We start from the raw sequence: 11,564 nt of genomic DNA on the forward strand, positions 1-11,564 counted from the left end.
GTTTATTATGAGTCATCCTAATTGGAAACGCGTAGTCATCAAAGTAGGTAGTGCACTAATATCGCCCAACCAGCAAGGTTGTAGCAGCCACTATTTACTGAGCATTGCGCAATTTATCGTACGTTGTAGGGCTAACGGTACACAAGTAGTGCTTGTGTCTTCGGGCTCTGTGGCGGCGGGTGCGCACCTGTTTCCAGAGCAAGAAAAGTCAGATATTGCGGTTAAGAAAGCCATGGCAGCAGCGGGTCAAACCGAGATGATTGCCACATGGGATAGACTGTTTGATTTCCCGTCTGCCCAGATGCTACTTACCCATGCTGACTTAAGAGACAGAGAGCGTTACGTAAGTATTCGTGAAACCATATTCAGTTTGTTAGATAACAACATTCTGCCTATTGTGAACGAAAACGACACTGTAACTACCGACAAATTGAAGGTTGGTGACAACGATAATTTATCGGCCATGGTGGCGTCGGCAGCTGAAGCTGATGCACTGATCATCTGTTCAGACATTGATGGGTTGTATGACAAGAACCCACATGAACATGACGACGCAAAACTGCTTAAATCGGTAGATACCATCGATCAAAGCGTTTATGACATGGCTGGTGGTGCTGTTAAAGGCGGTGTTGGAACCGGCGGTATGCGCACGAAAATTGAAGCGGCCGAGAAAGCTGTTTCGCATGGTATAGATACATATATTATTAACGGCTTTACTGAACTGTCGTTTAACATGCTGCTAGCAGGTGAAAACCCAGGCACGCATTTCAAACCTCACGCCAAGCCAATGCAAGAGAATGTGCATTGGATGCGCCATACGTCAAATGCGCAGGGCGAGGTGATAGTAGAAGGAGACTTCGACGACTCTTTACATGCTGACGCAGAGCAGCTTACAAGTAGCGAAATTATAGACGTGAAAGGTGAGTTCTCAGTAGGTGACACCATATTGGTACGTAAAGAAGACGGCACTAAGTTGGTAAAAGCCAAGTCGAATTACAGTAGCTGTTTACTGAATTTTATTGCGAATCAGGAAAGTGAAGAATTTGCCCACGAGTTTGAGGAAAAAACGGGGCCAATTATTTCTGATCAGCACATAGCAAATCTGGAGAAAGAATGAGTATTATTACAGAGTTAGCACAACAGGCGAAAAAAGCTGCACGTACACTGGCAATTTTAAGTGAGAGCCAGAAAAACGCGGTGTTAACTGATATGGCCGCGGCAATTCGTGCAAATAAAAGCAAAATTATTGAAGTAAACGAAAAGGAAGTTGCGCGCGCCAAAGAGAATAATTTAGATGCAGCCATGATTGACCGTCTTATCCTTAACGATGAGCGCATTGAATCAATGGCTGAAGGTATTGAGGTTATTGTTGAGCTAGACGATCCGGTAGGTAAAGAGCGTGTGATTGGTACACGTCCTAACGGCATTGAAATAAAGAAAATGCGTATCCCATTAGGCGTTGTATGTATGATTTATGAAGCACGACCTAATGTTACTGCCGACGCGGGCGCGCTGTGCTTTAAATCGGGCAATGCCGTCATTTTACGTGGCGGTAAAGAAGCCCTTGATACAAGTTTAGCCATTGCTAAACTTATGCAAGACGTGCTTGAAAAGCATAACTTGCCTAAAGCACTAGTTACTGTTGTACCAAATCCAGACCGCGCACTAATGCAAGAACTGATGGAACAGCGCGACTACATCGACGTGATAATTCCACGTGGTGGTGAAGGCCTTATTAACTATGTAACCGATAACGCTAAGGTACCAGTTATCCAGCACTTTAAAGGTGTGTGTCACCTTTATGTAGATAAAGATGCTGATTTAGACAAAGCCATGGCTATTCTTCTAAACGGTAAAACCCAGCGTACTGGTGTATGTAATGCGCTTGAAGGCTTGGTTGTACATCAAGCCGTTGCGGGTGACTTCTTACCAAAAGTGGCCGATGCCTTTAAAGAAAAAGGCGTGAAGGTTCACGTAAATGAAAAAGGCAGCCAGTATTTCGATGGCGCTGACGTAATTGCAGAAGACGCATACGGCGAAGAATACCTAGGTTTAGAAATTGCAATTCGCGTAGTTGATGACTTCGAGGGTGCGGTAGACCATATCGCGCAGTTCGGTAGTAATCACACCGAAGTTATCGTTACCGAAGATGCCGAGAAAGGTAAGCTTTTCCAACGCGCAGTAGATGCAAGCGTGGTAATGGTTAACGCCTCATCGCGCTTCTCTGACGGTAGCCAGCTAGGTCTAGGTGCTGAAATTGGTATCGCTACAACCAAGCTGCATGCGTACGGCCCAATGGGCTTAGAGTCTTTGACTTCAGAGAAATATCTGGTGAACGGTGAAGGCCAAATTCGCGACTAATTGCAGTCGTTACAACTGGTCGGCATTGTGCCATAGGTTTACATGCTTCATAATGAAAAGCGCTGACATTCGTCGGCGCTTTTTTATTTTTATTCAAAGATTTACCCTCGCAGCACAGACGGAGCATACATGGAGATTGTGATAGACCCCACGCAGTTATGGAATCAGCTTATTGCGTTTGCCAATGAGTATAAACTGCTGACATCACTACTACTTTTAATTGTATTGCACTTTATTAAAAAAGGTGTGTTGTTGCTGATAAGGCGCATCAGCTCGCAGCGCGGGGAAGATAGAAGAAACCAGATTAATATTTTAGAGCAGTTAGGCAACGCCTTTATTATCATTGTATTGATGATGGTGTGGAGCTCTGAGATACAAACACTCGCTATATCCATCGCTGCATTCATGGTTGCCATAGTGCTAGCTACTCGAGAATTTATTCAATGCTTTATGGGCTTCATTTACTACTTGGGCGCAAGGCCATTTAGGGTAGGGGACTGGATCCAAATGAACACTATCATTGGTGAAGTGGTAGAAATGGACTGGGCAAAAACTGCGCTTCTAGAAGTTGACCCAGAAAGCTTCAACTATACGGGTAAACACGTTTACGTACCTAACAGCCAGCTAGTTACCCAAACCGTACGCAACCTTAACTTTATGCGCCGCTACCGTTTGCACTCGTTTGAAATTGTTAACGAGCCTACGGTAAATGCCTATAGCTTATTACCCGCTTTTCACGCTCGCGCTCAAGCCCATTGTGAATACTTTCGCGATGTAGCAGAACGTTATAAAGGCTTGATTGAGCGTCATTTAGAACAAGAGTTTATCCGTATAGACCCAGAAGTTGAGATCAAAACCAATGAACTTGCAAAGGTGGTGGTGAAGGTTAGCCTTTTCTGCCCAACTGCGGAGGCTCATGAGCTAGAACATAAAATGTGCTCCGATTGGTTAAGCCTGTGGTTTAGAGCGCAAAAAGAAGAGCAGACGATGCTAATGCAACAGCAAAGCGAGAGTGGTAACAGCAATCTTCAAGCGCAAGCTACTACAGAACAACAATCGACACCAAGTACTGGTATGTAAGCGACATCAAAGAGCGACCTGTTATTTAGTTTACCGGTCGCTCACTGCTTTTTGTTATCATTCAATAGTCACACTTCATCAGTCAGACTTCATTCGTTACACGTCCATTCCCGCTGGTGGGAAAAATGCCCTTCTAAAAATGCCATCTGGTCTGCGAGTATGCGTCTGTTCATCAAATAAAAGCGCTCGTAAACATTGGGCCTAAATGGCACAGCGAGTAAAGGCATATTTGCTTCTTCAGGCGTTTTCGCTGCTTTAGCATGATTGCATCGCTGACAGGCCGTGGCTACGTTCGTCCAGATATCTTTTCCGCCGCGAGAGCGGGGTATAATATGGTCTCGGGTAAGTTGTTTAGGCGTAAACTTATTGCCGCAATACATGCACAAATAGCTGTCGCGTCTAAACAAATAGCGGTTGGTAAGGGCAACTTTGCCAGATAAATCTGTTACCTTGCCGTCGCAAGCGATAATGCTTGATAGAGTAAGTTCGCTTTGCAGCCCTTCGTGATTCCAGCCCCCTTTAAGCGTAATGGCATCGCTGCCAAGCTCGAATAGCACCTTATCCTGACTGTAAAGCTTTGCGGCTTGTTCAACATCTATCCACTCTTGTGGCATGCCTGCTTTATTAAGTCGAAGTACCAACATGGTTATCTCCTTAGCACACTAATATTAGACGTTCTTGTTATGAATAAACTCTATTGCCCCTAACTCATTTAAGACAATAAGTTTGTATCTTTCTTTGTTCGCTTTTTGTTCTAGCATACGCTGTTTTGTGTCAGTATGATGAAAATATAGTCAATAATTGAAATTTCACAGATATTTCATATAGTCATGGTGCTATGGTTGATAGCGATTTTTCGCAAATTCACTATATAAATTCCACGCGGGGCTGTATTTGGCAATGGCATTACAGCTACTTCAAAGCTATACTATGCGCCGCGTTTAAAAGCGATAAAATAAAGATTGAAATTAAAGGACAAATAGTGACTCCTATTACTAAATCATTTCAGTATGGACAGCATACTGTAACTCTAGAGACGGGTGTAATTGCTCGTCAGGCGACAGCTGCGGTTCTTGCGAGCATGGACGACACGTCTGTACTGGTAACAGTAGTTGGTAAAAAAGAAGCCAAGCCAGATCAAGACTTCTTCCCTCTAACAGTAAACTACCAAGAAAAAGCATATGCTGCGGGTAAAATCCCAGGTGGTTTCTTCAAGCGTGAAGGTCGTCCATCTGAAGGCGAAACATTGACTGCGCGTCTTATCGACCGCCCAATTCGCCCATTATTCCCAGAAGGCTTCAAAAACGAAGTACAAGTTGTTGTTACTGTAATGTCTGCTAACCCAGATATCCCTACAGACATCATCTCTATGATTGGTACTTCTGCAGCGCTTGCTATTTCAGGTATTCCTTTCAACGGCCCAATTGGTGCGGCTCGTGTTGGTTATAGCAAAGGCGAATACATTCTAAATACACGCGCAGAAGAGCAAGCTGAAAGCCAGCTTGACCTTGTTGTTGCGGGTACTGAAGGTGCAGTACTTATGGTTGAATCAGAAGCTGACGTGCTTTCTGAAGATACTATGCTAGGTGCGGTAATGTTCGGTCACGAGCAACTTCAAACTGTTGTTAACGCAGTGAACGAGTTTGCTGCTGAAGTTGGCACTGAGAAGTGGGACTGGGCACCAGAAGCAGAAAACACTGCACTTAAAGATAAAGTTAAAGCACTAGCTGAAGCTGAAATGACAGCGGCTTACCAGATTTCTGACAAGTTAGAGCGTAAAGACGCCGTAACTGCAGCAACTGACAAAGCACTAGAAGCTATCCTTGCTGAAGACGAAGAGCAAGACAAGAAAGAAGTACTAGATCTTCTTCACGACCTTGAGTCTGACGTAGTACGTTCACGCATCCTTTCTGGCGCGCCACGTATCGACGGTCGTGAGCCTGCAATGATTCGTGCTCTAGACGTAGCAACTGGTATTCTTCCTCGTACTCACGGTTCTGCACTATTCACCCGTGGTGAAACGCAGGCAATTGTTGCTGCTACTTTAGGTACAGAGCGTGACGCACAGATGATTGACGAGCTTCAAGGTAAGCGCGACAGCCGTTTCATGCTTCACTACAACTTCCCTCCATACTGTGTTGGTGAAACCGGTATGATTGGTTCGCCTAAGCGTCGTGAAATTGGTCACGGTCGTCTAGCGAAGCGTGGTATTCAAGCAGTAATGCCAAGTGAAGAAGAATTCCCGTACGTTGTACGTGTGGTTTCTGAAATCACAGAATCAAACGGTTCATCTTCAATGGCGTCGGTATGTGGTACTTCACTAGCGCTTATGGATGCAGGTGTTCCAATTAAAGCGTCTGTTGCGGGTATCGCAATGGGCCTAGTTAAGAGCGACGACAACTTTGTTGTACTTTCAGATATCCTTGGTGACGAAGATCACCTTGGCGACATGGACTTTAAAGTAGCGGGTACTACTGACGGTATTACTGCACTTCAAATGGACATTAAGATTGAAGGTATTACTAAAGAAATCATGCAAATTGCGCTTAAACAAGCAAAAGAAGCACGTTTGCACATTCTTAACGTAATGGACGAAGCAATTGGCGGTCACCGTGAAGAGCTAAGTGAATTTGCTCCACGCATTTACACAATGAAGATTGACCAAGACAAGATTCGTGACGTTATCGGTAAAGGCGGCGCAATGATCCGTCAAATTACTGAAGAGTCTGACACTAACATCGAGATTGAAGACGACGGTACTATCAAAATCTTCGCTACAGAGCGTGCGAAAGCAGACATCGCTATTGGTAAGATTGAGCAAGTAACGGCTGAAATTGAAGTTGGTAAGACTTACAACGGTAAGATTACACGTATTGTAGACTTCGGTGCGTTTGTAGAAGTACTTCCAGGTAAAGAAGGTCTTGTTCATATTTCACAAATCGCTCACGAGCGTGTGAACAAGGTTACTGACTACCTTAAAGAAGGTGAAATGGTTGACGTTAAGGTTATGGAAATCGACCGCCAGAACCGCGTACGTTTAAGCATTAAAGAGCTTCTAGAAAAACCTGCTCCTAAGTCTGACGACGCAGAGTAATATCAATTAGGTTTTAAACCTAGTTAGTTATGTTTAAGTAAAAAGGGAGCTTGGCTCCCTTTTTTCGTTATAGGTTTTAAAAGAGATAGCGGGTTGGATTATTCCCGTTAATCCATACATTTAAACCACACTTTTAAGGGATAATGAAAAGCGCTTTTTTAGAGGTATTAGATAATGGATAAGCAAACACAAACCGAAGTAGAAGCAGCGGTATTCCGCCGCTTAGTAGAACACCTAGATGCAAATAAAGACGTTCAGAACATTGACCTGATGATTTTGGCGGATTTCTGCCGTAACTGCTTGGCAAAATGGTATTCGGCCGCTGCAAGCGAGCAGGGCGCTGATATCGACTACGAAGCCGCACGCGAAGTGGTATACAAAATGCCGTATTCAGAGTGGAAAGAGAAACACCAGCTTCCAGCAACTGACGAGCAGTTGGAGAAGTTGGCTGCTAGGCAGGGGAAGTAGTTTTTAGATAGGACTAAATTTGTTTTTGTGTATTGAAGCCAGCTTATGCTGGCTTTTTTGGTTTTGGGTGGGGTGGAATACATTAAAAGCATTTGCATGCTGAATTGGTGTATTTGATATGTGAGCTAGAAATGAAAGGTTTTTCTTTATTTTTCTGTTGGTTGTGGGGTATTGTTATTTTAAATACAAGGACAGGTTCCCGAAAAAGTTTTGGATTAGCATGACGGTTTGGGGACGAGTAAGCTGTTAGCTACCCAATTAACTTCAAGGATGTAAAGTGTTAAAACAAAAACGCCAGAATAGAATTCCTGTTTCGACAAAAGATACCTTCTGTATCCCCTTTAATATCCACCAAAAAGCTAGAAACGGCTATAAGGTTAGTGAAAACCCTGTTAAACCTGCAATTGAATTCACTGCCACATACGAAGAAGCACTAGAAAAATTGAGATCTTATAATGTTGCCGGTTGGCGGGACTACGGTAAGGGAAACACACAAAGTGCCCGTAAAGCAATAGGTTGGGTCAGTTTAAACGATGCAAAACGTCTATTGGATGAGAGTGATGACACCAAAAGAATTGCCTTGTACGAATCATTGACTGACATAGTTGGTTAAAGAGGACTAAACAAGACAGGCATATTTCTTTTCTCCGTTGAGCAAGCTTTTGACGCACGCTGTTACCGCGTTCCGACGAGTTTTATGCATTTTATAGCTGACAAGTGATACGACAGACTAAACATGACAGGCATGTTTGCGTATATTAATTTTATGCCTGTCTTACCGTTTAACTCTCTGGGACATAACACGAGGGCTCATTCGCTTAGCTCCAAATTTTAGGACACGCGTTATTGTCACTAAACAAGACAGGCATCTTTGTGGAAACTAAATAAGACAGGCATGTTTCTGTATAAAGTTATTAACTTTTTGCTTCTTATGCGTTAAAGAACTTATAAATAAAATGAAAAATGATTTTCAGGCAGTTGTGATTGACCGAGTATAGCTACAACTAAAATGAAGCCGTCTTCTTTTGTAATACGTAACAAGACAGGCATCTTTGCGAAAATAAATACGTATCGGCATACGCTTAACGCTTAATATGGATGTCCAAATTTTGACTAAACAAGGCAGGCATATCTGTTTAACGGATGTAGAAAACTAAATAAGGCTGGCTCTTTTGTGCACGTTTTCGGAAACATTACGTGAATTAGTGTGATTACCAAGGGAACTTGACGGTAAAAGTACCAAGCGATTTTGACGTAAACACTATAGTACGCAGTAATCGAATCTCCTCAAGTAACGTATTGTTTTTTTTCATTTCACCCAGATATAAGTACTCCTAATCTGGAGATAAAAGGGAATTTTATGAATGTAAGTTTGCGTGAAGTTACGAAAGACAATTGGCTTGATGTGATTCATTTGGAGATTACTAAAGAGCAAGAAGATTACGTAGCTTTAAATTCAGAGTCTATTGCTGAGTCCAGCTTTTACCCCCATTACGTTAATCGAGCAATATATCTTGACGATAAAGTAGTCGGTTTTATGCAATATTATCAGGAGCTTGAAGAGGGACTACCAGATGAGTTTTATATTGCACAGTTCATGGTTGATGTTAAATATCAAGGTCAAGGTATTGGCAAAATCGCTACAGAACTGGTAATTGATGAAATGAAAGCAATTCCAGAGTGTAAAAAAATCACCATACTCTATATGCCCGGTCATCATGCAATGCGCAAATTCTATTCACAGTTTGGTTTTATTGTGACTGAAGAAGATGAGAAAGACGGTGTTGTAATGGAGCTTGATGTTTAAGAGACTGTAACTAATTTTGTGTAACTGCCTGACTAATCAAGACAGGCATGTTTGTTTGAATTACGTAACAAGACAGGCATCTTTGTGTAGCGTTAAATACACCGAAATCATCTGCATGTCGATTCGGTGTTTTTAATAAATGAGCGAAAAACGACATTACGGTTTTTTCTTTATTTTTCTGTTGGTTATGGTTTAGAGTTGTAAGAAGAAAAAAGGAGAAGTGCCCCAAAATGGTGTGGATTAGCGAACTAAACAAGACAGGCATGTTTGTGTAGCGTTAAATACACCGAAATCTTCTGCATGTCGATTTACTGTTTTTAATAAATGAGCGAAAAACGACAGGACGGTTTTTTCTCTATTTCTCTGTTGGTTATGGTTTAGAGTTGTAAGAAGAAAAAAGGAGAAGTGCCCCAAAATGGTGTGGATTAGCATTACGGTTTGGGGACGAGTAAACTGTTAGCTGGCAGGAAGCTTATGAGACAAACTCCAACAATTGCTGAGAACTACCCTTACGGAATCTCTAACTCTGAAATTGAAAAGGACATTCAGGCTTTTTCCCGAGAAATCAATGTCAATGCAGGCAAGCCAACAGTGTCAGCTTGCTATGCTCCACTAATTCAGTTGGGGCAGTCAGAGTTGCAATTTAGATTAGCTAAAAAGACGTTTTGGATAAGTCTTCTAATTGGTTTACTTTCACTTACAATATCCTGTGTCGCTTTGGGGTTGGCATACAACGCAAATCATTCCAGCGACGAATGGGAGAAAAACCAAATCGACTTGCTTATAACTATTAGTAAGCAACTGGAGAAACCAGTAACTAATAGTGAAAAAGACAATACGGCAGAAAAGCCAGCTAACAAACCGCTGTAGTCGGTCGCAAGCTCCCTGGGACAATAACACGTGGGCTCAGTCGCTTCGCTCCAAATTTTAGCCCACGTGTTATTGCCCCTAAGCGGGGCGTTATGCAACACAAGGATGTTTTAATGCTTTATACAATTGACAGATTAGAGTCTTTAAAACCAAATAGTCAGTGCAGAAGAGAAATATATAACGATATTGTAGACTAAATAAGACAGGCATGTTTGTGTAGCGTTAAATACACCGAAATCATTTGCATGTCGATTGGTGTTTTTAATAAATGATCGAAAAACGACATTAGTTTTTTTTATTTCTCTGTTGGTTATGGTTTAGAGTAGTAAGAAGAAAAAAAGGAGAAGTGCCCCAAAATGGTGTGGATTAGCATGACGGTTTGGGGACGAGTAAACTGTTAGGCGTCATTTACTTACAGCATTAAAATGTGGCTTCAGACGTGACATCCCAGCATCAAGGTTGTTTCGCTAGGTTGTCTTTACAGCTTACTTTTTCGGTAGTTTCAACGGCTTTGGCAACATGCTTTTCATCAACACCGCAACGCCAATATTCAACACTACAAGTTGTCTAAACTCGCTCTTTTATCCAGCAATGTCGTTAACATCTGGCATTTCGTACAGGGTTGTTTTATCTTAAATTCAATAATTTAAACAAGCGGCCTAATTGGCTAGTGGTGGCAGCAAAGCTGCGTACTTTCCTTTGTACGCCTAACAAAACGCTGTTGGCACTCCCTTCGGTCGCTGGGACGCTAACACGTGGGCTGACTCACTTCGTTCGGATTTTAGCCCACGTGCTAGCGCCCCAAAGCTTAGCGTTAGGTGACAAGTGGAGAGTCTAAGAACAATTCTTTTTTTATGTGGCGCTTTCTCTTATTTGTATTTTTTGTATAAATACGTTAATGCACTCGACCTAGTTTGCACAGAGTTAAAGTCGCAAGACAATTTGAAGCTTTTTGGTATAACGGTAGAGCCGACAAAGTTAATTTTACTTGCAACTCCCAAGCTGACTTTTACGTTGATAAGTCGCTCGTATATGAAAGGTCGTCAAAGTGATTCGAGTTTTGTGTGTGCTCATAATTTGGCAAGGAAATACTTTTTAGCTATGGCTTCCTCTGCGCTTTCTTCGTTTTTATTGGTAGTTTTGCTCAAGGATGTTTGAGGTGTCACCTAACAACTCAATAAACTCACTCACTGCGTTCGTTGGGACGCATACACGCGGGGCGGCTGCGCCATTATGCCCCACATGTCTGCGCCCGTTATTGAAAAGTTATGTTTTCTCAAGGACGAAGAATGAAGTTTTTAGTAATAACTTTTGGAATTCTGTGTCAACTCTTGGTTAACTCGGAATTGCTTACTTTTTCTTACCGAGGCTGGATACATTTATTGGTAGAGGTGCTGCAAACTTCAGGATTACAGCAAACAATCTCCGAACATCAACAGAATTTTATCATGCTCATCTGGATGCAATTTCCACTTGTGATTCCTTTCGCTTGTCTATGCGCAGTTGGTTTATCGAAAACGGGTAACATGAGGCTATTTGTTTACGCGTTTCTGGGCTCGTTTGTCTTCGTTTTCTTTGTTTTAAACAAATTGCCTATCTTAAATCTTATGCTGCCTTCTCTAGGAGGTTTAAAGTATTATCTTGTATTTACAAACATGTTTACTTTTTTCTTTTCTTTCTTTGTATGCAGTTTAGTAGTAAAAAACATAACAAAACGCTCAACGGGACAATCACGCGGGGCCGCTTCGCGATTATAGCCCCACGTTATTGCCCCTTAGCTTAGCGTTAGAGGGAGGACTTACCCAAACTTAGTGGACATCTCCTATAGTTAGATAAGAGGTGACTTATGGCTAATAAAAAGAAGGTTCATGCTTATACTGAAGA

The 11,564-nt window shown here is 42.2% G+C and carries 9 protein-coding genes; 8 read left to right on the forward strand and 1 reads right to left on the reverse strand.

Translation table 11 applies throughout. The annotated features are described in order from the left end of the window. The first annotated feature begins 7 nt into the window (after positions 1-7). From proB to ACXAGV_RS08770, 3 genes are all read left to right on the forward strand, one after another. Complete coding sequence (gene proB, locus ACXAGV_RS08760; protein WP_474872905.1) at positions 8-1,117, forward strand: glutamate 5-kinase; 1,110 nt, start codon at positions 8-10, stop codon at positions 1,115-1,117. Next, positions 1,114-2,361 (forward strand): glutamate-5-semialdehyde dehydrogenase, encoded by a 1,248-nt coding sequence (locus ACXAGV_RS08765; RefSeq protein WP_474872906.1) that lies wholly within the window; start codon positions 1,114-1,116, stop codon positions 2,359-2,361. The genes proB and ACXAGV_RS08765 overlap by 4 nt, the downstream gene beginning before the upstream one ends. Positions 2,362-2,490: 129 nt before the next feature. After that, entirely contained in the window at positions 2,491-3,441 is a 951-nt protein-coding gene (locus ACXAGV_RS08770) for a mechanosensitive ion channel family protein (RefSeq protein WP_474872907.1), read from the forward strand. A gap of 89 nt (positions 3,442-3,530) precedes the next feature. On the opposite strand, the gene ACXAGV_RS08775 is transcribed toward ACXAGV_RS08770, so the two are convergent. Further along, positions 3,531-4,085, reverse strand: a complete 555-nt coding sequence (locus ACXAGV_RS08775; RefSeq protein WP_269916549.1) for an HNH endonuclease — start codon at positions 4,083-4,085, stop codon at positions 3,531-3,533. A 338-nt stretch (positions 4,086-4,423) separates the two neighbouring features. On the opposite strand from ACXAGV_RS08775, the gene pnp reads away from it, so the two are divergent. From pnp to ACXAGV_RS08800, 5 genes are all read left to right on the forward strand, one after another. Next, positions 4,424-6,535 (forward strand): polyribonucleotide nucleotidyltransferase, encoded by a 2,112-nt coding sequence (gene pnp, locus ACXAGV_RS08780; RefSeq protein ID WP_474872908.1) that lies wholly within the window; start codon positions 4,424-4,426, stop codon positions 6,533-6,535. A 174-nt stretch (positions 6,536-6,709) separates the two neighbouring features. After that, on the forward strand, positions 6,710-7,003 hold the full coding sequence (locus ACXAGV_RS08785) for a DUF1244 domain-containing protein (RefSeq protein ID WP_012518312.1): 294 nt from the start codon (positions 6,710-6,712) through the stop codon (positions 7,001-7,003). Positions 7,004-7,280: 277 nt separating this feature from the next. Continuing rightward, positions 7,281-7,616 carry a hypothetical protein gene (locus tag ACXAGV_RS08790; RefSeq protein WP_474872909.1) on the forward strand — a complete coding sequence of 112 codons (336 nt, stop codon included), beginning with the start codon at positions 7,281-7,283 and terminating at the stop codon, positions 7,614-7,616. 747 nt (positions 7,617-8,363) lie between these two features. Then, complete coding sequence (locus tag ACXAGV_RS08795; protein ID WP_474872910.1) at positions 8,364-8,810, forward strand: GNAT family N-acetyltransferase; 447 nt, start codon at positions 8,364-8,366, stop codon at positions 8,808-8,810. A gap of 474 nt (positions 8,811-9,284) precedes the next feature. Continuing rightward, complete coding sequence (locus tag ACXAGV_RS08800) at positions 9,285-9,680, forward strand: hypothetical protein (RefSeq protein WP_474872911.1); 396 nt, start codon at positions 9,285-9,287, stop codon at positions 9,678-9,680. Positions 9,681-11,564 lie beyond the last annotated feature (1,884 nt).

The organism is Alteromonas sp. ABH4_453 (assembly GCF_056160665.1).